This window comes from Bounagaea algeriensis (assembly GCF_054491375.1).
The window spans coordinates 305,743-326,368 of record NZ_CM137102.1 but is presented as its reverse complement, the minus strand read 5'-3'; the positions used below and the strand labels follow the sequence as shown (position 1 = coordinate 326,368).

At 71.9% G+C, this 20,626-nt stretch carries 19 protein-coding genes; 7 read left to right on the top strand and 12 right to left on the bottom strand.

All coding sequences use genetic code 11. From position 1 onward, the window contains the following. Window positions 1-42: 42 nt before the first annotated feature. Together ACVGV2_RS01485 and ACVGV2_RS01480 are read right to left on the bottom strand one after the other, a co-directional pair. A complete protein-coding gene (locus ACVGV2_RS01485) occupies window positions 43-996 on the bottom strand; it encodes a nucleoside hydrolase (protein WP_459164248.1) in 954 nt (317 codons plus the stop codon). Window positions 997-1,181: 185 nt separating this feature from the next. Beyond that, on the bottom strand, window positions 1,182-1,925 hold the full coding sequence (locus ACVGV2_RS01480; protein ID WP_459164247.1) for a Fic family protein: 744 nt from the start codon (window positions 1,923-1,925) through the stop codon (window positions 1,182-1,184). A gap of 412 nt (window positions 1,926-2,337) precedes the next feature. Between ACVGV2_RS01480 and acs the strand changes: the two genes are divergently transcribed. From acs to ACVGV2_RS01465, 3 genes are all read left to right on the top strand, one after another. Next, the gene (gene acs, locus ACVGV2_RS01475) at window positions 2,338-4,323 is read left to right on the top strand and encodes an acetate--CoA ligase (protein WP_459164246.1); all 1,986 of its coding nucleotides are present in this window, start codon (window positions 2,338-2,340) and stop codon (window positions 4,321-4,323) included. Window positions 4,324-4,716: 393 nt separating this feature from the next. Next, window positions 4,717-5,973 (top strand): Na+/H+ antiporter NhaA, encoded by a 1,257-nt coding sequence (nhaA, locus tag ACVGV2_RS01470; protein WP_459164245.1) that lies wholly within the window; start codon window positions 4,717-4,719, stop codon window positions 5,971-5,973. Window positions 5,974-6,317: 344 nt separating this feature from the next. After that, on the top strand, window positions 6,318-6,839 hold the full coding sequence (locus ACVGV2_RS01465; protein ID WP_459164244.1) for a phage holin family protein: 522 nt from the start codon (window positions 6,318-6,320) through the stop codon (window positions 6,837-6,839). A gap of 239 nt (window positions 6,840-7,078) precedes the next feature. On the opposite strand, the gene ACVGV2_RS01460 is transcribed toward ACVGV2_RS01465, so the two are convergent. From ACVGV2_RS01460 to nth, 4 genes are all read right to left on the bottom strand, one after another. Next, complete coding sequence (locus ACVGV2_RS01460) at window positions 7,079-8,266, bottom strand: MarP family serine protease (protein ID WP_459164243.1); 1,188 nt, start codon at window positions 8,264-8,266, stop codon at window positions 7,079-7,081. A 100-nt stretch (window positions 8,267-8,366) separates the two neighbouring features. After that, the gene (locus tag ACVGV2_RS01455; RefSeq protein WP_459165826.1) at window positions 8,367-9,011 is read right to left on the bottom strand and encodes an NUDIX hydrolase; all 645 of its coding nucleotides are present in this window, start codon (window positions 9,009-9,011) and stop codon (window positions 8,367-8,369) included. 220 nt (window positions 9,012-9,231) lie between these two features. Further along, window positions 9,232-9,921 carry a TlpA family protein disulfide reductase gene (locus ACVGV2_RS01450; protein WP_459164242.1) on the bottom strand — a complete coding sequence of 230 codons (690 nt, stop codon included), beginning with the start codon at window positions 9,919-9,921 and terminating at the stop codon, window positions 9,232-9,234. Then, entirely contained in the window at window positions 9,918-10,790 is an 873-nt protein-coding gene (gene nth / locus ACVGV2_RS01445; protein ID WP_459164241.1) for an endonuclease III, read from the bottom strand. The genes ACVGV2_RS01450 and nth overlap by 4 nt, the downstream gene beginning before the upstream one ends. 107 nt (window positions 10,791-10,897) lie before the next feature. On the opposite strand from nth, the gene ACVGV2_RS01440 reads away from it, so the two are divergent. Together ACVGV2_RS01440 and ACVGV2_RS01435 are read left to right on the top strand one after the other, a co-directional pair. Next, window positions 10,898-11,152, top strand: coding sequence for a hypothetical protein (locus ACVGV2_RS01440; protein WP_459157989.1), 255 nt, complete (start codon window positions 10,898-10,900; stop codon window positions 11,150-11,152). Between the two features lie 93 nt (window positions 11,153-11,245). Continuing rightward, the gene (locus tag ACVGV2_RS01435; protein WP_459164240.1) at window positions 11,246-11,920 is read left to right on the top strand and encodes a Crp/Fnr family transcriptional regulator; all 675 of its coding nucleotides are present in this window, start codon (window positions 11,246-11,248) and stop codon (window positions 11,918-11,920) included. 890 nt (window positions 11,921-12,810) lie between these two features. Here the strand turns inward: ACVGV2_RS01435 and ACVGV2_RS01430 are convergent. The 5 genes from ACVGV2_RS01430 to ACVGV2_RS01410 all read right to left on the bottom strand — a co-directional run bounded on the left by ACVGV2_RS01430 (window position 12,811) and on the right by ACVGV2_RS01410 (window position 17,763). Further along, the gene (locus tag ACVGV2_RS01430; RefSeq protein WP_459165825.1) at window positions 12,811-13,614 is read right to left on the bottom strand and encodes an MBL fold metallo-hydrolase; all 804 of its coding nucleotides are present in this window, start codon (window positions 13,612-13,614) and stop codon (window positions 12,811-12,813) included. 953 nt (window positions 13,615-14,567) lie between these two features. Next, complete coding sequence (locus ACVGV2_RS01425; RefSeq protein WP_459164239.1) at window positions 14,568-16,076, bottom strand: hypothetical protein; 1,509 nt, start codon at window positions 16,074-16,076, stop codon at window positions 14,568-14,570. A 47-nt stretch (window positions 16,077-16,123) separates the two neighbouring features. Next, on the bottom strand, window positions 16,124-16,819 hold the full coding sequence (locus ACVGV2_RS01420; RefSeq protein ID WP_459164238.1) for a hypothetical protein: 696 nt from the start codon (window positions 16,817-16,819) through the stop codon (window positions 16,124-16,126). A 324-nt stretch (window positions 16,820-17,143) separates the two neighbouring features. Next, the gene (locus ACVGV2_RS01415; protein WP_459164237.1) at window positions 17,144-17,602 is read right to left on the bottom strand and encodes a RidA family protein; all 459 of its coding nucleotides are present in this window, start codon (window positions 17,600-17,602) and stop codon (window positions 17,144-17,146) included. A 2-nt stretch (window positions 17,603-17,604) separates the two neighbouring features. Then, window positions 17,605-17,763 (bottom strand): DUF4177 domain-containing protein, encoded by a 159-nt coding sequence (locus ACVGV2_RS01410; protein ID WP_152528303.1) that lies wholly within the window; start codon window positions 17,761-17,763, stop codon window positions 17,605-17,607. Between the two features lie 119 nt (window positions 17,764-17,882). On the opposite strand from ACVGV2_RS01410, the gene ACVGV2_RS01405 reads away from it, so the two are divergent. Both ACVGV2_RS01405 and ACVGV2_RS01400 read left to right on the top strand, forming a co-directional pair. Then, the gene (locus ACVGV2_RS01405; protein WP_459164236.1) at window positions 17,883-18,884 is read left to right on the top strand and encodes an ArsA-related P-loop ATPase; all 1,002 of its coding nucleotides are present in this window, start codon (window positions 17,883-17,885) and stop codon (window positions 18,882-18,884) included. A 34-nt stretch (window positions 18,885-18,918) separates the two neighbouring features. Further along, complete coding sequence (locus tag ACVGV2_RS01400) at window positions 18,919-20,055, top strand: ArsA family ATPase (protein ID WP_459164235.1); 1,137 nt, start codon at window positions 18,919-18,921, stop codon at window positions 20,053-20,055. A 69-nt stretch (window positions 20,056-20,124) separates the two neighbouring features. Here the strand turns inward: ACVGV2_RS01400 and ACVGV2_RS01395 are convergent, their stop codons facing one another. After that, on the bottom strand, window positions 20,125-20,439 hold the full coding sequence (locus ACVGV2_RS01395; RefSeq protein ID WP_459164234.1) for a WhiB family transcriptional regulator: 315 nt from the start codon (window positions 20,437-20,439) through the stop codon (window positions 20,125-20,127). Window positions 20,440-20,626 lie beyond the last annotated feature (187 nt).

The window sequence follows — 20,626 nt, the reverse complement described above, 5'->3', positions numbered from 1 at the left end:
GCAGCTGGCCCCGGGCCAGCAGCGAAGGCCCACCGCGGCCGCTCAGGGCAGCTGCTCGGCCGCCCGCGTGCAGGCCTCGGTGACGAGCTTCCAGAAGCGCGCCGTGTCGATGCCGGTGGCCACGACGGCGTTGTGCCGTTCGGGCTGCTGCCCGGCGAAGGCGGCGTCCGGGTCGCGGAAGTCCACCACGGTCATGCCCGAGGTGTACTTGCCCTGGGTTTCCACGGCGACGTGGCCCGGCTCGGTCGTCAGCAGGCCCGGGTCGATCGTGTAGGCCACGGCGCACACGTCGTGCACCGGCGGCCCGCCGTCCCGGTACTCCTCGGCCGTGCCGTACAGGTCGAGGCTCGGCGTGATCAGTTCCGCGTCCAAGCGCCCGAGGCCTGCGAATCCGGCGCGCACATCACCGGTGGCGCGGGCCTGCAGCGTCAGGTCGAGCCCGATCATGACGGGCTGCCAGGGCGCGTTGAACACCGCGGCGGCCGCTTCCGGGTCGGCGGCGATGTTGAACTCGGCGGCCGGGGTGTTGTTGCCGCGGGTGTAGGACCCGCCCATGAGCACGAACTCGCGCGCCCACTCGGCCACGCGCGGTTCCTTGGCCAGGGCCAGCGCGATGTTCGTCAGCGGGCCGATGGCCACGAGGCTGATCTCGCCGGGTGCGGCGGCGAGCGCGTCGATGATGAAGTCGACCGCGTGCTGCCCGCACGGCTGCGCGGTCGGCTCCGGCAGCACGGCGTTGCCCAGGCCGGAGGTGCCGTGCACGTCCGCGGCGGTGCGCGGCGGCCGCACGAGCGGCACGCCTGCACCGCGGGCGACGGAGGCGTCGCTGCCGAGGAAGTCGACCAGGCGCAGCGCGTTGTCCGTGGTGACGTCGATCGGCACGTTGCCGCCGACGGAGGTGACCCCGACGAGGTCCAGTTCGGGGCTGCCGTGCGCCAGGGTCAGCGCCAACGCGTCGTCGACCCCGGGATCGCAGTCGATCAGGATCTTCTTCAACTCCGTGTCCTCTCTTCCGCCGGGGGTGTCGCTGTGCTCAGGGCGTCGCTGTGCTCGGGGGCGCTGTCATCGGGACCATCGCCAGCATCCCGGATCCGCCAGCATCCCGGATCCGCCGGCAGTCCGGGGCCACTGGAGCCCAGGTCCGCTGGCAGCCCGGGGCCGCCGGCAGCGCGAAGCGGCTGTCATTCGGGGGTCGCCGCGTCCGCGATCGACCCGGCTTCGCGCGCGCCGGTTTCCAGGGCGTCGCAGCAGTGCTCGATCCACGCGGCAACCTTCTCCGGATCACCGGTGGCGAACCCCTGGGCAGCTGCAGCGTAATCCTGCTGCCGCCGGAAGTGGGCGACCTCGGGCACGACGAGCCCCTTCGGGTCGAGTCCACTGCCGATCACGCACAGCCGCGCGGCCGCGCGCGCGATGACACCGGTGGTGGTGCCGAACGCGTCGAGCGCGAGCAGCTCCCCGTGCACCACAGCGGCGAACACGGGACCGGGGCCCTGCGCGTCGGTCTCGGTGATGACCTCGGAGAGCAGGTCGAGCCGTTCGGAGACCTCCGGGGCCGTCCGGGGCCGTCCGAGCTGGTCCTGATCGTTGACGACGTCCGCGGCGGCGAGCACGTGCATCCGGGCCAACGCCTGCAGCGGGGCGCGCTGCCAGGTCGGCAGCAGCGTGCCGAGCGCTTCGGCCACGCGCAGGGAGCCGGCCAGCAGCGGCTCGTCGACCGAGCCGCTGTCCGGGATCTCGGTGGCGCCGCCGGCGACGGCGGCCGAGGCGCGTGCGGCGCGCACGGAGGCCTCTGCCGCCGTGGTGGGCCAGCCACGGCGGTTCACCGGGTGCTCGTGCACCTCGTCGACGGCTGCGCGGGCGCGGGCGACGGCCTCGGCGACTCCGGGGAGCTCCGCGAGCGGAGCCAGCGATGGCTTGGGCACGTCCGTGCACGCTACCGGGTGCTCGCGCGGCCGAGCGCCCCCGGCGGGCCTGCCGGCAGGTACTTCCGCCGATCTCCTTCCGGCGTCCCTCCCAGCGATCTCCTTCCGGCGTCCCTTCCAGCGGGGCGGGCACCGCCCGGCCAGCGATGGCCCTGCTGCTACCGGGCGGCGCCCGGTCCGCACGGCCTCTCGCGGCAATCGCCGGCCCAGCTGGGTGTCGCCGCCCGGGGCTCGGCGGTGTACACGTGCCGCGCCGCGGACGTACCGTAAGCACGAGGCCGCACGACGAGTTGAGTCCGAACGCGGTGAGTGGTCTGAACCAATACGCGCTCTCCCCTGTCGCCGCGAGCCCCTTCGCATTACGGTGCTCATTGCACGATGCTGTCCCATCAGTCAGGGAGGTCTTCACGAGATGAGCCAATCCGACGGGCAGTCCAGCAAGTTGGACAACCTGCTTTCCGAGAGCAGGACGTTCCCGCCGCCGTCGGAGTTCACGGCGCAGGCGAACGTCACCGCGGACGCGTATGCCGAGGCCGCCGCGGACCGGGAGGCGTTCTGGGCGCGACAGGCCGGACAACTGCACTGGGACACGCAGTGGGACCAGGTCCTCGACTGGTCCGAGGCGCCGTTCGCGAAGTGGTTCGTCGGCGGGCGGCTCAACGTCGCCTACAACTGCGTCGACCGCCACGTGGAAGCGGGCAACGGTGACCGCGTGGCTCTGTACTGGGAAGGCGAGCCGGGCGACTCCCGCACCGTGACCTACGGCCAGCTGCAGCGCGAGGTCTCCCGCGCGGCCAACGCCCTGTCCTCGCTCGGCATCGGCGCCGGCGACCGGGTGGCGATCTACCTGCCGATGCTGCCGGAAGCCGTGATCTCGATGCTGGCCTGCGCCCGCCTCGGTGCGCTGCACAGCGTCGTCTTCGGCGGCTTCTCCTCGGAGGCGCTGCGCACGCGCATCGACGACGCCTCGGCGAAGCTCGTCATCACCTGCGACGGGCAGTACCGGCGCGGCAAACCGATGCCGCTGAAGCAGAACGTGGACGAAGCGGTGGCCGGCGCGGAAAGCATCGAGAACGTGCTCGTGGTGCAGCGCACCGGCGAGGACGTCGCCTGGCACGAGGGGCGCGACCTGTGGTGGCACGACGTCGTGCCGAAGCAGTCGGACCAGCACACGCCGGAGGCGTTCGACTCCGAGCACCCGCTGTTCATCCTCTACACCTCGGGCACCACCGGTAAGCCCAAGGGCATCCTGCACACCTCGGGCGGCTACCTCACGCAGTCCGCGTACACGCACAACGCGGTGTTCGACATCAAGCCCGACTCGGACGTGTACTGGTGCACCGCCGACATCGGCTGGGTCACCGGGCACACCTACATCGTCTACGGGCCGATGGCCAACGGCGCCAGCCAGGTGCTCTACGAGGGCACGCCGAACACGCCGCACGAGGGCCGCCACTGGGAGATCGTGCAGAAGTACGGCGTGTCGATCTACTACACGGCGCCGACGACGATCCGAACCTTCATGAAGTGGGGTTCGAACATCCCCGACCAGTACGACATGTCCTCGCTGCGACTGCTGGGCACCGTCGGCGAGCCCATCAACCCCGAGGCGTGGATGTGGTTCCGCGAGCACATCGGGGGCAACCGCGCGCCGATCGTGGACACCTGGTGGCAGACCGAGACCGGCGCGATCATGGTCTCGCCGCTGCCCGGCGTGACCGCGACGAAGCCGGGGTCGGCCCAGCAGCCGCTGCCGGGCATCTCCGCCGCGGTGGTCGACGAGGCCGGCAACAAGCTCGGCAAGGGCGAGGGCGGCCTGCTCGTGCTGGACCAGCCGTGGCCGGGGATGCTGCGCGGCATCTGGGGCGACGACGAGCGGTTCCGCGAGACCTACTGGTCCCGCTTCGCCGAGCAGGGCTACTACTTCGCCGGCGACGGCGCCAAGTACGACGCGGACGGCGACATGTGGCTGCTGGGCCGGGTCGACGACGTCATGAACGTCTCCGGCCACCGGATCTCCACCACCGAGGTCGAATCGGCCCTGGTGTCGCACCAGCACGTGGCCGAGGCCGCGGTGGTCGGCGCTTCCGACCCCACCACGGGCCAGGGCATCGTGGCCTTCGTGATCCTGCGCGGCGGCACCGACGACACCGCCGGAGGCGACGCGGCGATGGCGGAGCTGCGGGAGCACGTCTCCCGCGAGATCGGACCGATCGCCAAGCCGCGGCAGATCATGGTCGTGCCGGAACTGCCCAAGACGCGCTCCGGCAAGATCATGCGGCGCCTGCTGCGGGACGTGGCCGAGAACCGCGAGGTCGGCGACGTGTCCACGCTGGCCGACTCCTCGGTCATGGACCTCATCACCCAGGGCATGCAGTCCTCCTCGTCCGACGAGTGAGTCGCACGAGCAGTCGCGGCGGGCCGATCCGTGCGGGTCGGCCCGCCGCGACGTGCGTACTGCGCGCCCGGTCGTCACTGTGCGCATTCCCACTTCTGCAGCCACGGGCGACGGAGTTGGCCGCCCTGATCGGACGCGGGAGCCATCCTCCCCGACCTGGAAGTTTTTGCCTGGGAACAGGCTTGCATCGGTACCGCTCACGTCCGCAGTGCAACCTGCCGAGGACGCGACCGCATCCGCTCGCGAGTAACTCGGCGTGACTCATCGGACGCTCGCTCGCTGCGCGAAGCAACAGTTCGTCAATCGAATGAGTGTTAAGCTCTGGCGGATGGTGTGCCGGGAAGACTGGTCGGCGTTCGCAAGCACGAATTGAATCGCATCGGGGGAACTCGCGTGTCCAGTGCCGCTCAGAGCCAGACCGGAGGCGAGGAGGGCGAAACCGAGCGGGGTACCGCGATCGGGAACTTCTTCCGCAAGGACGTCGTCGGCGGGCTGATGCTCATCCTCGCCGCAGCCCTGGCGCTGGTGCTGGCGAATTCGCCCCTGTCCGAGGCCTTCACCTGGCTGCGGGAACTCCGGATCGGACCGCACGCCCTGCACCTGGACCTGACCCTGGCGGAATGGGCCAAGGACGGCCTGCTGGCCATCTTCTTCTTCACCGTCGGCCTCGAGCTCAAACGCGAACTCGTCACCGGCGAACTGGCCCACTGGAAGAGCGCCACGCTGCCGATCATCGCCGCGCTCGGCGGGATGGTCCTGCCGGCGGTCCTCGCCTACGGTATCGGTCACACCGAGCCGCACGCCGGCAGCGCCTGGGCCATCCCGATGGCCACCGACATCGCCTTCGCCGTCGGCGTGCTGTCGCTGTTCGGTTCGTGGATGCCGGTGGCCGGACGCGTGTTCCTGCTCAGCCTCGCCGTGGTCGACGACCTCGGGGCGATCGCGATGATCGTCGTGCTGTTCACCGACGGGCTGAACCTGATCGCGCTGGGCGCTGCCGTGCTGCTCGCCGTGGCCTACTGGTACCTGCAGCGCAAGCGCGTCACCACCTCGTGGCTGTACGTCCCGCTGGGCATCGCCCTGTGGGTCGCGGTGCACACGACCGGTGTGCACGCCACGATCGCCGGCGTCGTCCTCGGCCTGCTCACCCGGGTCAAGCGGTACGAGCACGAGACGAGCTCGCCGGAGGAGCGCCTGGAACACCGGCTCTCCCCCTGGTCGGCGGGCCTCGTGGTGCCGATCTTCGCGTTCTTCGCCGCGGGCGTACCCGTCGACGGCGAGGCGCTGCAGGCGATCGCGCACGACCCGGTCTCCATCGGCGTCATCGTCGGGCTCGTGGTCGGCAAGCTGGTCGGCGTGGCAGGCGTGTCCTGGCTGGCGATCAAGGTCGGCTTGGCGCACAAACCGCGCGGGGTCGGCTGGCCGGACATGCTGGGGCTGGCCATGCTCGCCGGCATCGGCTTCACCGTGAGCCTGCTGATCGCCGAGCTGTCGCTGACCGGGGGAGCGGCCGAGCGGGCCAAGGCCGCGGTGCTCATCGCCTCGGCCCTCGCCACGGTGCTGGCCGGGGTGACGCTCTCGCTGCGCGGCAAGCTCGCGCGCGGACGGCACGCCGAGGCGACCGCGGACGGCGGGGGCGGGGCGGACTGACCTCTGGGGAGACCGCCCCGGAGCTGCCCCGGGCGCCGCTCGGTGGGGCTTTCCAGCGGCCCTGCTGGCGGCTGTCCGGCGGGAGCCGTCCGAGGGTGTCGCCTTCACCACCGGGCCGCGGCTCCCCCCGAGTCGCGGCGTCACTGAGTCGCGGCGTCACTGAGTCGCGGCTCCCCCGAGTCGCGGCGCCCCCGAATCCCGGCGTCCCCGAGTCCCGGCGTCCCCGGGCTCGGCGTCATCGGGTTCGGCGTCATCGGGCTCGGCACCGGATCGGAGCGTCGCCGGGCCGGAGGGTCCGACACATCGGCGAGTCCGACGTTCGTGCGGAGATCACGCGTGGCAGGATGGGCGCCGTGAACAGCGCCCGGCAGAGCAACGGCCAACACAGCACCGACAAGGACGGCAGCACGGAGCAGTCCGCGGTCCCGTCCCTGCCGCTGTCCGAGGAGACAGCGGGCTCCGAGCAGTCGATCGGAGCGCTCGTCCGCGACGTGACGACCCACCTGTCCACCTTGGTGCGCTCCGAGGTGGAGCTGGCCAAGTCCGAGATCACCAGCGAGGTCAAGAAGGGCGTCAAAGGCAGCGTCTTCTTCATCATCGCCCTGGCCGTTCTCGTGTTCAGCACGTTCTTCCTGTTCTTCGCGCTCGCGGAAGGACTTGCCCAGCTCGGCCTGTGGCGGTGGGCCGCGTTCGGGATCGTGTTCCTGCTGATGCTCCTCGTGGCCGGCCTGTTCGCGCTGCTCGGCTTCCTGCGCGTGCGCAAGATCCGCGCGCCGAAGCGGACGATGGCCACGCTGCGCGACACCAAGCAGCTCACCCAGCGGCAGTCCGCGGAGGCGGCGGAGAGCTCGCAGAGCTCAGCGTGACCCGCCGCGCTTCGGCGCGCCAGCTCCCAGCCGCACCACCTGAACAGGGATGCGTGCATTCGCGCTCGGACGCAGTGGGTGGATGCAAGACCGCTGGTGGTGGAGACGGGTGTGTCGCATGAGCAGCGGCTCCCCGGCGTGGTCGTCGCGGCGCATGTAGTCCATCAACGACGCGGCCTTGACCCGGCGACGGGTTCCGACCATGCGGTACTCGATCTCCCCTGCGTTCAGCAGACCGGTCACTGGGCGGCGCACTGCCCGGTCGGCACCGGCTCCGACAGGGAAGGTGCGGACTCGACCTCGTCGGCGACTTCCTGCGCGGTGAGCGCGAACCCGGTCGCCGGGTCGTCGACGGCGGCACCGAAGACCACCCCGACCACGTCGCCCTCCGGATCGATGAGCGGGCCACCGGAATTTCCGCTGCGCACGTCACCACGCACGGTGTACACGTCGCGTTCGACGGTGCTCTCGCCGTAGATGTCGGGCCCGTTGAGGTCCACGCGCTCGCGCACCCGCCCCGGCGAGGCGTGATACGGCCCGTCCAGCGGATACCCCAGTGCGATCACGTCCTCGCCCGGCTGGGCGGGCTGCTGCTCGAACGGCATGGCCTCGGCGTCCAGATCGGGCACGGACAGCACGGCCAGGTCCGTCCGCGGATCGAACATCACCACCTCGGCCTGGAACTCGCCGCTGCCCATCTCGATGGCCACCTGATCGGTGCCGGCCACCACGTGCGCGTTCGTCATCACGCGGTGCTCGGAGATGACGAACCCGGTGCCTTCCAACGACCGCCCGCACGAGTAGGCCCGCCCGCGCACCTTGACCACGCTCTGCTGCGCCTCGCGCACCACGGGGCTCTGCGCGAGCTGCCCGTTCGGCGGGTTCGTGCGGGTGACCGGGGTTTCCGAGAACGGTTCCAGGGCCTGCGGGAACTGGTCGAAGCCGATGATGCGGCGCAGCTCGGCCGGGATCTGCTTCGCCTGCGGCGGCATCACCTCGTCGACCGCGCTGAGCACGTTCGACCGGTTCAGCGCCGCCGCGAGCCCGGGCGCGGCGGAGGCCGAGGTGAACGGCAGGGCGACGAGCCAGGCCACCACGAACACGGCCACGCCCTGCACGATCGCGCCCAGCACGTTGTCCACCCCGGTCAGACCGGTCGCGGTGATCCGGTCCCGCAGTTCGCGCCCGGCCCACATGCCGCAGGTCTCGCCGAGGGCCACCAGCAGGACGACGATGCCGACGCCGAAGGCGATCCGCGCCAGCGGGTTGTCCAGCCGTTCCAGCAGCAGCGGTGCGAGCTTGAGGCCCACGATCGCGCCGATGAACACACCGAGCAGCGAGAACAGGGCGGTGACCAGCCCGTTGCGCGCGCCGGAGGCAGCAGCGAGCAGCGCGAGCAGCACCACGAGCAGGTCGACCCAGTTCAAGGCTCACCCCGATCCGTGCGCATGCGGACTCCTTCGGCGCGGCACCGGAGCAGTCCCGGCCTCACCGACCACCAGCCTATTGTCCCGTGCGTGTGATGCCTCAGCCGTCCGCGTGGTCGGCGGCTGCTGCGCGTTCGGCCTGGCGGTACGCCTCCGCCAGTTCCCACGCCTGCCCGCTGTCCCACGGGCGGGCCCACCCCGCCAACTCCAGCGCTCCTGCCAGCACACCCGCGGTGAAGCCCCACACCAGCATCCCGGGGACGAGGAACGCCGGCCCGGCCGGAGCGCCCGCGCGCAGCACTCGCAGCCGGTAGGCCGGATCGGCGAGCCGGGCGATGGACACCCGCGCCACCGCCGCGGTCTCCGCCGGATCGACCGGACGCACTTCGGAGGGCTCCGCCCAGTAGGCCACCACCGGGGTCACGCGGAAACCGCTGTGCGGCACGTGCAGTTCCGGCAGCAGCGCCACGGGGCGCACGCCCGCGGGGCGCAGCCCCACTTCCTCCGTCGCCTCGCGCAACGCCGCGTCGACGGGACCGCGGTCGGCGGGGTCGATGCCCCCGCCGGGGAAGGCGACCTGCCCGGGGTGCGAGTTCAGCTCGTCGGCGCGTCGCAGCAGCACGACGTCCGGTCCGCGGGTGCCCGCGCCGAACAGCAGCAGCACGGCGGCGGGGCGCGCGTGGGCGGGCGGGCGTGCCCGCGGCCAGCCGAAGGCGGTGGCTTCGAGTTCCGCGCTGTCGGTCATCAGCCGGTGCAGCCAGTTCGGGGCGTCTTCCAGCGGGCACAACGGACCGGGCCGCCAGTTCGCGTCGTTCAATCCGACCCCCTTCGCGGGTTCGACAGCGGGCGGCCCCGGCGACTGCGGGCCACCACCCGAAGTGTGCCTACTCCGCCGCGTCCGGAGAGTCCAGCGCCGACGTGGAAACCTCCCCGTGCAGGACGTGCGCACGCCGGGCGGCGAGCGCTCAGGAGCCCCGGCCGGCCTCCTGCACGGCCGCGCGCACCTCCTCGACCGAGTGGAACACGGTCACGTCGAGGCGGTGCACCGCGCCGTCCTCGGTGACCAGGTAGCTGGCCGGCAGCACGTTCGGCACGGACAGCGCGGAGCGGAGCTCACCGCGCGGATCGTGCACGTTGGGGAAGTGCACGCCGAGCTTGCGCAGCATCTCGACCCCGCCGGACTCCTCGCTGCGCACCTGCACCCCGAGCACGTCGACCTCCTCCTGCGCGCGGGCGTAGTCGGCGAGCACCGGCAGCTCCTCCCGGCAGGGCGGGCACCAGGTGGCCCACACGTTGATCACCGTGGGTCCGTCCCCGACGGCTTCGGCGAGATCCACCGGGTTGCCGTCGGCCATGCAGGTGCCGCCGGCACCGGAGAGCTGGTCGGGCCCGGGCGGCTGGTCGGGGCCCTGCCGCGGGCAGGGCTGCAGGTCGGCGGCGGCGCGCTGCGCGGGATCCGCCGGGGCGGAGGCGGGGGGCCGGTCCTGCGCCGGGGCTTCCGCGTCCGGCGCGGCCTCCTGCCCACCTCCCGGTCCTCCCCGGGGCCACAGGGCGATCACGCCCACCACGGCCAGCACGAGCACGACGACGGTCCAGCGGATCTCCGTGCCGTACTCCCGCCACCGGTTCGCCCACCGGCTCACCCATCGGCTCACGCGGTCGGCTCCTTCGACGCGGCCTGCTCGACGGTGCCCTCCGGGACCTCCTCGCGCACCCCGGCCAGCGACAGCAGGTGCGGCGCTTCGGGCCCGCGCACGAGCTTCGCCGCGGTGACCGGATCGGTCGGACCGGCGCCGTAGGAGGGGCAGTCCTTGGCGAGCAGGCAGGCACCGCACGCGGGTTTGCGGGAGTGGCACACGCGCCGGCCGTGGAAGATCACGCGGTGCGAGAGCATGGTCCAGTCCTTGCGCGGGATCAGCTCGCCGACGGCCTGCTCGACCTTGTCCGGATCCTCCTCGGTGGTGAGGCCCCAGCGCCGCACGAGGCGGCCGAAGTGGGTGTCGACGGTGATGCCGGGCACGTCGAAGGCGTTGCCGAGGATCACGTTGGCGGTCTTGCGCCCGATGCCGGGCAGCTTGACGAGCTCGTCGAGCGAGTCGGGGACTTCGCCGTCGTGCTTGTCGACGAGTTCGGCGCCGAGGCGCTGCAACGAGCTCGCCTTGTTCCGGTAGAAACCGGTGGAGCGGATCATCTCCTCCAGCTCGGTGCGGTCCGCCCCGGCGTAATCGGCGGCCGTCGGGTAGCGTGCGAACAGCGCGGGTGTGACCGCGTTCACACGTTTGTCCGTGCACTGCGCGGAGAGGAGGGTGGCCACGGTGAGTTGCAGCGGTGTCTCGAAGTTCAGCTCGCAGTGCGCGTCCGGGTACGCCTCGGCGAGCGCGCGCAGGATGCGCCGGGCCCGGCGCACGAGTCCGAGGTGGGTTTCCGCGCGCCGCTTGCGCGAACGTCCGGCGCCGCTGCGGCGCCGGGCGGGCGTGCCGGCGCTGCCCGCCTCGTCGGCTCCGCTTCCAGCTTGGTCGACCACTCCTCCAGGGTACGGTCCCGGGCACGGCGCCACGTGACCACCGGTACGCAGCGCATATCGACCCCGGTTGCAACGACCGCGAAGGGATGAGCGAGGATTTCACCGTTATGACTGCCTGGTTCGTGATCCTCGTGCCGCTCGTGATCATGTTCTTCACGCTGTTCATGGAGCGCGTGGAGGCCCGCCTGCGGCACGTGGCCGTGCAGGAGAACGAGGTGGAAGAACTGCTGGAGAACGCCCGCCCGGACGAGGTGCGGGCGCTGTTCCGGCAGGGCATTGGACGCGCGTTGGAGCTGTTCAGACTTCGCAGAGTGGGACGCGCCGGCAGGCTGCGTACACGCCGTTCCCCGGACCAGTCTTAGAATTACTGGTAGTAACGGCGGCGTACCGCCAGACGCGCAAACGCGGGTCCGGCACGAACAGACCAGCCGCCGCGTCTCAGCAGGAGGGACGAGGTGGACGAGACCCTGGCCCGGGCCGGCATCTTCCAAGGAGTGGAGCCGGCCGCGGCGGAGGCCCTAGCACAGTCGCTGGAACCGGTTGAGTTCCAGCGCGGACACGTGATCTTCGCCGAGGGCGAGCCGGGAGACCGGCTCTACATCATTCAGTCCGGCAAGGTCAAACTCGGGCGCAAGTCGCCGGACGGCAGGGAGAACCTGCTGGCGATCATGGGCCCATCGGACATGTTCGGCGAACTGTCGATCTTCGACCCCGGGCCGCGGACCTCGACCGCGACGACGGTCACCGAGGTGCGCGCGCTCAGCATGGACCGCGCCGCGCTGCGGCAGTGGATCGCCACGCGGCCGGAGATCGCGGAGCAGCTGCTGCGGGTGGTTGCACGCCGCCTGCGCCGCACCAACGGCATGCTCGCCGACCTGATCTTCACCGACGTGCCCGGTCGTGTCGCCAAGGCGCTGCTGCAGCTGGCCCAGCGGTTCGGCAGCCAGGAAGCGGGCCTGCTCCGGGTGACGCACGACCTGACCCAGGAAGAGATCGCCCAGTACGTCGGCGCTTCCCGGGAGACCGTCAACAAGGCGCTGGCGGACTTCGCGCACCGGGGCTGGCTCCGGCTGGAGGGCAAGAGCGTGCTCATCCTCGATCCGGAGCGACTGGCGCGCCGCGCCCGCTGAGCGGATCGCGGTAGGCAGGACGACGCGCGCCGACTGGTGGAGCCAGGAAGCGACCTGGCTTCACCAGTCGGCGCGCGCGTCGCGCCAAATCATTTGTGCGCTTACTTTTGTCGCGTGCAAAATTCCGCGGCCGAAGCGTGCTGTCGCCAGCTTGCGATCGGACCGTCCTCGCCAGGAAAAAGCTGAGAACCCGCAGGCACTGTCGTTGTTCGGATGACGGCAGAAAACAGTGACTGCACCGCTGATGAAACAGGCCGTAGTGCGCAACTGCCTAGCGCGGGACCAGGCGGCGCAGCAAGAGCGGCGCAGCAGGAGCAGCGCAGCAGGAGCTGGACAGAGTGAAGGGGCTGTGACGCCACCCCCGACGCGGCATCGCAGCCCCTTCACTGTCGCGTGGTTCGTCCCCCGACGACCAACCACGCTCCCCCGATCCTCCGATGCGTGGCCCCGAATCCGTTGCACCGGAGGGCTGTTGTCACGGCAACCGGTCGGTAACCGGTCCCGGAAGTCCTTCACGTTCCGCCGTGTACTTTCCGACGATGAGGCACGTCCGCACCCCGCTTCAAGACCTCTCACCTGACAGGACGTGGTAATAGGCCTTCTGGTTGCATCTTTCACCCGAATTAGTGAAGTAAATTCGGGGCGCCCGCCGGGGTGCCGCACTGCCGGTGCGATCCAGTATGCGCCACGAACCCGGCTGCAGCGCCAGCCCCGGAGTCACCAACACCGGGGTGATTCAGCACACGCTTCCGCGCAGCGCACCACTGGTCATCCGCAGTCGCGCCGGCACCGGGGCAGCACAGTCGGCACCATCGTCACAGCGACCCCGCGAGAACCCCGGCGCAGCCGCGCGGCGGCCCGAACCGGCCCCGGGCCGGGCCGCCGCGCAGTCACCGGTCCGTGACCAACTCCCCCTGCTCGGCCAAGTACTTCAGCTGGGCCCGCACCGTCTGCTCCGCGGCGGGCCACACAGCGGGATCGACATCGGCGTAGACGACCTCCACGACCTGCCGCGCAGTCGGCGCCGCGGAATGCTCAGCCACCGCGGCGCGCACCTGCTCGAGGCGCTGCTCGCGGTGGCGCAGGTAGCCCGCCGCCGCTTCGGCCACGTCCGGCAGCTCCGGCCCGTGCCCCGGCAGGGCCCACGTGCCCTCCGCGAACTCCGCGAGCTCGCGCAGCGAGGACAGGTACGAACCGAGGTGCCCGTCAGGCGCCGCGACGACCGTCGTGCCCCGGCCGAGCACGCTGTCCCCGGTGAACACCGCCGGCTCCGCGCCCGCGACGTGCAGGCACAGCGAATCCGCGGTGTGCCCGGGCGTGGCGAGCACCCGCAACGACATCCCGGCCGCATCGACCACCTCCCCGTCCCGCAGCGGTGCGGCGGAACGGCACAGGTCCGCGTCCAGCGCCCGCACCGGCGCGCCCGTGCGGGCTGCCAGTTCCGCGACGCCCTCGGTGTGGTCCGGGTGGTGGTGGGTGAGCAGGATGAGCTCGACGGGCCCGTGCGCGCGGATCCGTTCCAGGTGCTCGGGGTCACCGGGCCCGGGATCGATGACCACGCACCCCTGCGCCCCGGGGCTGCGCACGAGCCACGTGTTCGTGCCGTCCAGCGTCATCGACGAGGGGTTGTTCGCCAGCAGCACCGAGGCGTAGGAGGTGACGGTGCGCAGCTGGCCGTAGGCCGGGTGGGACATGCCGTACCTCCTCGTGCAGGACTCCGCCGAGCCGTCCTCCGCGCCGGCCAGCACCACGTGCCACCGCCCGTCGCGGAGCTCCATGCGCGGAACGATCTTGGCGAGGCTTTCGCGCGTGCTGGTGGAACGATCGGACAGGGCCTCGGCCACGCTGGAGCTCCGGGCGACCTGCACCAACGTCGCCCAGGTCGGCGGCATCAGGGCGCTGCGCCCCTGCTCGGCATCGTCGAGCGCCGCCGCCGGAGCGCGCCAGTAGGCGTCCGCGGCCTCCGAGGTGACCGCGTCGGCGCGCTGCCCCTCGGGGATGGCGGCGAGGAAGAACCGCGTGTCGTAGCGCCGCGGTTCCTGCTTCGGTGTCACCCAGTTCGACCAGGGGCGGAGCAGGTCGGCGCGCAGCACCAGCTCCTCGTTCGCCAAGAACTCGTCCAGCGAGAGCTCGCGGGACACCAGGGCCGAGCGGGCTTCGGCGAAGCGCGCGGTGTCGCCGACCGCGGTGTTCGCATCGGGCCCGGCGAGCAGCACACCGGACTCCTCGAAAGTCTCGCGCACAGCCGCGCACACGAGCGCGCGAGCGGTCGCGGGCGTGCAGGAGAACTGCTGCGCCCACCACTCGGGCGGCGGGCCGGCCCAGCGCGCGCTCGCCTCGGTATCGCGCGCGTCGACACCGCCGCCCGGGAAGACCGTCATGCCGGCGGCGAAGGCCATGGCCGTCACTCGTCGCTGCAGGAACACCTCCAGCCCGGCCGCGCCGTCGCGCAGCAGGACCACGGTGGCCGCGTCCTTCGGGGTCACGGGCACGTCCGGAGGTGGATCCGGCGTGAAACCTTCGGGCAGCGACATGTCGCGGGGCAGGTGCATGCGCGCCACCCTATGCGCCGCCGAACCCGCAAGGAACCCGAACGGTCAGCGCTGCCCGGGGAGCTGCTGGGGAGCGGCCGGGGAGCGGCCGGCGCTCAGCGCGGGTTGATCGGCGGAAAACCGCCCGTGCCGCCTGCCGCTCCCTGCGACCACCCCTCGGCGGCGCGGCCGGGCTGGGCCCCGCCGGCCGCGACGGGGTCCCCGCCGTCCTCGCCGGTGCGGTCCTGCTCCCGCTGGGCGAGTTCCTCGTGCAGCTTGCGCAGGAGGTTGCGTTCCCGATCGGTCAGCTTGGCGTCGACGGCAGCGGGAACACCGACGGAGGCGTCCTCCTCGGCTTCCGCTGCTTGCACCGATTCCCGCTGCGCAACAGCTTCGGCGGAGGCCCCTGCAGAAGCTTCTGCAGGGGCCTCCGCCGGAATCTCCGCCAGGGTCTCCGCGGACGTCTCCGCCGCAGCGGGCGCGGAGGCCTCGCCGGCAGCGGGTTCCTCCGGGGCAGCTCGCTCCGGGACAGCTTCCTCCGGGACAGCTTCCTGGGGGGCAGCGCTTTCGGCGGCAACGGGGTCCGCGGCCACCGCAGCGCTTTCGGCGGCAGCGGATGTTTCGGCAACGGCAGCACTCCCGGCAACGGCGTCGGCGGCGAGCGCTGCGGCCCCGGGATCGCCGCGCTCGGTCCGCGGGGGCTGCGGATCGGCATCGGCAGTGGGGAACTCCTCCGGGGAGATCCGCGGGAACACGGGCTCCGGCACGGAGCCTCCGGCGGCCGCGCTCACGTCCGGGGCGGCGTGCTGGGGTTCGGAAGCTACCTCAACGCGCTGTGGAGCACTCTCCGTATCCGACTCGCGGGAGGTCGAACCCGGCATCCGCTCCCGCGGGGTCGGTCCCGCCGCGGCAGCGGACATGGTGACCGCCTCAGTGCCACCCTCGGGGCTGTTCTCGGGGCCGCTTTCAGCACCGCTCTCGGGGCCGGCGGCCGGAGCGCGGCTCCGCACCGGGACTTCCAGGTGCACCCGGTGCGCGGCGGCGAGCGCTTCGCGGTGGTACTCGGGCAGTTCGGCCCCGCTGGCGAACACGTCCACCGAGCAGTCGACGCCGGCCTGCCGCAGCGCTTCGAGCAGCTGGTAGCCGAGAGCGGCCAGCGAGCCGTCGGCGCCGACTTCGGCGAGCAGCACGCGGCGGGGCACCGCCCCGGCGTTGTCCCCGGCCGGGGTGGTGCGCCAGGTCGTCCACAACCCGCGCAGACCGGCCAGCCGGTGCGCCACGGGGGCGAGGGCGTCGGTGACGGCCCGTTCGGGCTCGGCGGTGTCCGCGTCGAACCGGTGCGCGGCCGGTTCGGGCTGCTCCACCACGGACAGCCGCTCCGCGAGGTCGGCGTCCAGGTGCAGCTCGGACAACGTGCGCCGCAGCTGGTGCTGCTCGGTGGCGCTGAGGCGCACCCGCCCGGCCAGCAGGCATCCGGTGAGGAAGTGCGCGGCGGTGTCGGCCTGCGCCATTCCGAGCAGTTCTCGAGTGCTGTTGACGGCGTCGTCGTCGACCCGCCCGGTCATCGCCAGCAGGAGCGTGTGCAACCGCTCCCCGGGGCCGGCTGTTTCGGCCACATCCAGCACGCATGCCCTCCTTCGACGTGTTCCGCGGACGACGGGTGCGGCCGTGGTCAGCCGCGCGCGTCCACGATGGATCCAGCGGTCCGCTCGCCGTGCTCGTGCGGGGCGCGAGCCGCTTCCGGTCCGGTGCAGACGAGTTCCGACGCGGCCAGCGCGGCCCGGTGGTAGGCCCCGGCGGCGGTCTCGGCGGGCAGCACTTCCACGCGGGGCGCGCTGTCCCCGAGCGCGCGCAGCACGCGCTGCACCTCGTCGGTGAGCGCGATGTGGTCCGCGGTCGCGGTGATCAGCACGACGCGCTTCGGTTCCGGACCGCGCCGCCAGCTGGTGCGCACGTCGCGCACGCCGGCGCGGCCGCGCAGCGTCGCGGCGAGGACGAGGACGTCGGCGTGGCCCGCGCCCGCGGTCTCGCGCGGTGGTCGGGCGCTGAAGTGCACGTCCGGCTCGGTGGCGACCGCGGCCGGCAGGATCGCGTTGACCAGCGCGGGGTCGGCCCCCAGCGGCAGCAGGGCTTCGGCGAGCAGGCGCTGTTCGTCGTCGGGCAGGCTGGTGCGGTCGCGCACGAGCGTCGCCGGCAGCACGCGGGCCAGCACGTCGGCAGCCCCGCCGGCGAGCCAGTCCCGGTAGCGCCACAGGTACCGGTCGGGCAACCGGTCGGCCAGCCGCAACAGCAGTTCGTGACACCGCACTTCCGTTTCGCGCACCGCCACGTCGCCCCTCCCCAGGCTCGACTCCCTCGGCGCGGGCACCCGCTCCACTCCTCCAGGCGAAGCCTGCTCGTACCGCTCCGTCCTCATCAACCCCGAATGATGAACACTGCGGATACAGTCGGCTGAACGGTTGCTCGCCATATCACCCGTTCGGACCACATCGGACAGGCGCTCCGAACAGGTGGTGATTGCAGCCTACTGGTTGGTCACCCCGCACACCGGTGCGGGAGCAAAAAAGTCCGGCGACACGCGAAAGCGGGCCCGCCCAAACCGGACGGACCCGCTGCAACACGACACGACCCCGCTGCACGGCCCGCTGCAACACGACACGGCAACGCCGCGGGCGCGCGGAGGCGACCTACCTCAGGCGACCTTGGCGATCAACTCCACCTCGACGGGCGCGCCCAACGGCAGCTCCGCCACGCCCACGGCGGAGCGGGCGTGCTGACCCGCGTCGCCGAAGATCTCCCCGAGCAGTTCGGAAGCACCGTTGAGCACCGCCGGCTGGCCGCCGAAGCCCTCGGCCGAAGCGACGAAGCCCACCACCTTCACCACCCGGGTCACCGCGTCCAGGCCCGCCACCGAGTCGACCGCGGCCAACGCGTTGAGCACGCAGGTGCGGGCGCACTCGGCGGCGGTCTCCGCATCAACCTCGGCGCCGACCTTGCCCGTGGCCGCGAGCTTGCCCTCGACCAGCGGCAACTGGCCGGCCGTGTACACGTAGGAGCCGGTGCGCACCGCGGGCTGGTACGCCGCGACGGGCGCGGCCACCTCCGGCAGCCGCAGCCCCAGCTCGGCGAATCGATCAGTCCACCGCCCCATGCTCAGCCTTCCTTCGGCCGCTTCATGTAGGCCACCATCTGCTCGCCGGTCGGGCCGGGCAGCACGGCTACGAGCTCCCAGCCGTCCTCACCCCACTGGTCCAGGATCTGCTTGGTCGCGTGGCTCAACAGCGGAACCGTCGCGTACTCCCACTTCTGCATACGGCACACCCTAGTAGTGCCGTCCGCGCGCGGGAGGGGCAGGCGCGGTCGGTGAACACCCGGGTGCGCCGCACCACCGGCCGGGGCTCGGCCGCCCGCCGGTCTCCTAAGCTGGCCGTGTGACCGAATGGGACCGGGAGCTCAACCGGGCTCGGCTGCACGTCGTCAGCGGCAAGGGCGGCACGGGCAAGACCACCGTGTCCGCCGCACTGGCGCTGGCCCTGGCCACCGGCGGCCGGCGCGTGCTGCTGATCGAGGTCGAAGGGCGCCAGGGCATCGCCCAGCTCTTCGACACCGCGCCGCTGCCGTACTCCGAGGAGTGGATCGCCGCCGCACCGGGAGGCGGCGAGGTGCGCGCGCTCGCCATCGACGCCGAACCAGCGCTGCTCGAATACCTGTCGATGTTCTACAACCTCGGCTTCGCCGGGCGGACGCTGCGCAGGATGGGCGCGATCGACTTCGCCACCACCCTGGCGCCCGGCATCCGGGACGTGCTGTTCACCGGCAAGATCAAGGAATGCGTCGGGCGCACCGACGACCGCGGGCGCCACCTCTACGACGCGGTCGTGCTCGACGCCCCGCCGACCGGACGCGTGGTGAAGTTCCTCGACGTCACCCGCGCCATGGCCGACCTCGCGAAGGTCGGCCCGGTGCGCGAGCACAGCGACGGCGTGGTGCGCCTGGTGCACTCGCAGGACACGGTCGTGCACCTGGTGACGCTGCTCGAGGAACTGCCGGTGCGGGAAACGCTGGAGACCGTCGCCGAACTCAACGCCGCCGAGATCCGCCCCGGCGGTGTGGTGCTCAACCGGGTGCGCCCGGACCGGCTGCCGAGCCGCTCGGTCGACCCCGCCGCGGACGGACGGCTGGACGCCGCGCGGGTGCGCGCGGGCCTGCAGACCGCCGGGTTGGACGTGGACGAGGAAACGCTGGCCGGGCTCGTGCAGGAGACGAGCGAGCACGCCGTGCGCACCCGCGTCGAGCGGCAGGCCCGCGAGCAGCTCGACGCGGCGAACCTGCCCACCGTCACCCTGCCCCACGTCACCGAGGGCATCGACGTGACCGCCGTGTACGAACTGGCGCAGGACCTGACCGACCGCGGTGTGCGGAGCGCCCGGTGACCCGCGGGAAACCCGCGACCGCGAGGGAGGCGCGTTGAACGACGCACCGCTGCGCCCGCCCCGGCTCGACATCGACGGGCTCGTCGACGACCCCGGCACGCGGATCGTCGTCTGCTGCGGCTCCGGCGGCGTAGGCAAGACGACCTCCGCTGCCTCCGTGGCGCTGCGCGCCGCCGAACGCGGCCGGCGCACCGTCGTGCTCACCATCGACCCGGCGCACCGGCTGGCGCAGGCGCTCGGCATCCGGGAGCTCGAGAACCACCCGAAGGAAGTGGCGCTCCCGCAGCAGCACGGTGAGCTCTCGGCGATGATGCTCGACATGCGCCGCACGTTCGACGACATGGTGCTGGCGCACGCCGGGCACGAGCGCGCCGAGCAGATCCTGAACAACCCCTTCTACCAAACGATTTCCACGTCGTTCTCGGGCACGCAGGAGTACATGGCCATGGAGAAGCTGGGCCAGCTCGCGGCGTCCGAGCAGTGGGACCTGATCGTCGTGGACACACCGCCGAGCCGTTCGGCCCTGGATTTCCTCGACGCCCCGCAGCGCCTGTCGGCGGCGCTGGACGGCCGGGTGATCCGCATGCTGTCCAGCCCCGCGCGCGCGAGCGGCAAGGGACTGCGGAAACTCGTCGGCACGAGCTTCGGCATGTTCACCAAGGCGATCTCCACCATCGTCGGCAGCCAGATGCTCACCGACGCCGCGGCGTTCGTGCAGGCCTTCGACTCGACCTTCGGCGGTTTCCGGGAACGCGCCGAGCACACCTACCGGCTGCTGCGCTCGGCCGGCACGGCGTTCCTCGTGGTCGCCACGCCGGAGGCGGACGCGCTGCGCGAAGCCTCCTACTTCGTGGAGCGGCTGCACAGCGAACGGATGCCGCTGGTGGGCATGATCGCCAACCGCACGCACCCCGTGTACGCGGAGCTTTCGGACACGCGCGCCCGCGCCGCCGCCGAGGAGCTCGAGCGCAGCGCTTCGGCGCCGCTGGCCACCGCGGTGCTGCGGGTGCACGCCGACCGGGTGGCGGTCGCGGAGCGGGAGAAGCGCCTGCTCGGACGGTTCACCCGCGCGCACCCCCGAGTACCGCTGATCGGCGTGCCCGGACTGCCCGCGGACGTGCACGACCTGACGGGGCTGCGGGAGATCGGACGGCGGCTCGCCGGCGGATGACCGGCGGAGATGTCCGCCCGCGTCCGTGTCAGCTTGCCGCGTCCGCCCCGCCCGTGTCAGCTTGCCGCGTCAGCCGGCTTGCGAGTACCGCGCGGCGAACTCATCCGGTTCGGCGTGATCCTGCCGCGCGGCCTCCAGCAATTCCCGCCAATTCCGCACATCGGGACGTCGCCGTAACAACGCGCGGCGTTCCCGCTCGGTCATTCCGCCCCACACCCCGAATTCGATGCGGTTGTCGAGCGCTTCGCTCAGGCACTCGGTGCGCACCGGGCAACCGAAGCAGACCCGGCGCGCTTTTCGCTGCTCGGCCCCTCGCACGAACAGCTGATCGGGATTCTCGTCCCGACAAGCGGCGCGGACACGCCAATCCCCCTGCTCGGACATCAAGCTTCCCCCAGCTCCTCACTGGCATCGTCGGCGACGTTCTCGTCCGGAGCCCCCCCGGCACCGGAAGCAGCGCCCGCACGACCGCTGGTCGGCGGGAACGCAACTGTGCTGTCGCTGGACGTGGACGCACTGTAGGAGGTGTTGGTTCCTGCAACCAACATGCGAATGCGAATCGGTTGCCTTG

What these genes read in the sequence shown, in the direction of transcription:
- acs (WP_459164246.1), top strand. Translation starts at nt 2,338, where the DNA reads ATGAGCCAATCCGACGGGCAGTCCAGCAAGTTGGACAACCTGCTTTCC.
- ACVGV2_RS01465 (WP_459164244.1), top strand. Translation starts at nt 6,318, where the DNA reads ATGGGCGCCGTGAACAGCGCCCGGCAGAGCAACGGCCAACACAGCACC.
- ACVGV2_RS01455 (WP_459165826.1), bottom strand. Translation starts at nt 9,011, where the DNA reads ATGACCGACAGCGCGGAACTCGAAGCCACCGCCTTCGGCTGGCCGCGG.
- ACVGV2_RS01440 (WP_459157989.1), top strand. Translation starts at nt 10,898, where the DNA reads ATGACTGCCTGGTTCGTGATCCTCGTGCCGCTCGTGATCATGTTCTTC.
- ACVGV2_RS01430 (WP_459165825.1), bottom strand. Translation starts at nt 13,614, where the DNA reads ATGTCCCACCCGGCCTACGGCCAGCTGCGCACCGTCACCTCCTACGCC.
- ACVGV2_RS01415 (WP_459164237.1), bottom strand. Translation starts at nt 17,602, where the DNA reads ATGGGGCGGTGGACTGATCGATTCGCCGAGCTGGGGCTGCGGCTGCCG.
- ACVGV2_RS01410 (WP_152528303.1), bottom strand. Translation starts at nt 17,763, where the DNA reads ATGCAGAAGTGGGAGTACGCGACGGTTCCGCTGTTGAGCCACGCGACC.
- ACVGV2_RS01395 (WP_459164234.1), bottom strand. Translation starts at nt 20,439, where the DNA reads ATGTCCGAGCAGGGGGATTGGCGTGTCCGCGCCGCTTGTCGGGACGAG.